The 387-nt window shown below is 51.4% G+C and carries 1 rRNA gene; it reads right to left on the minus strand.

The annotated features are described in order from the left end of the window. Positions 1-387, minus strand: a 23S ribosomal RNA gene (locus tag AC1DF3_RS37210); the annotation flags it as partial.

Consider the following 387-nt stretch of genomic DNA (forward strand, 5'->3'; position numbering starts at 1 on the left):
CATTCTCATTCTTCGGTATTCGTAGTTTGCATCGGGTTGGTAAGCCGGGATGGCCCCCTAGCCGAAACAGTGCTCTACCCCCGAAGATGAGTTCACGAGGCGCTACCTAAATAGCTTTCGGGGAGAACCAGCTATCTCCCGGTTTGATTGGCCTTTCACCCCCAGCCACAGGTCATCCGCTAATTTTTCAACATTAGTCGGTTCGGTCCTCCAGTTAGTGTTACCCAACCTTCAACCTGCCCATGGCTAGATCACCGGGTTTCGGGTCTATACCCTGCAACTTAACGCCCAGTTAAGACTCGGTTTCCCTTCGGCTCCCCTATACGGTTAACCTTGCTACAGAATATAAGTCGCTGACCCATTATACAAAAGGTACGCAGTCACCCC

Source organism: Variovorax sp. 10N432, assembly GCF_056394465.1.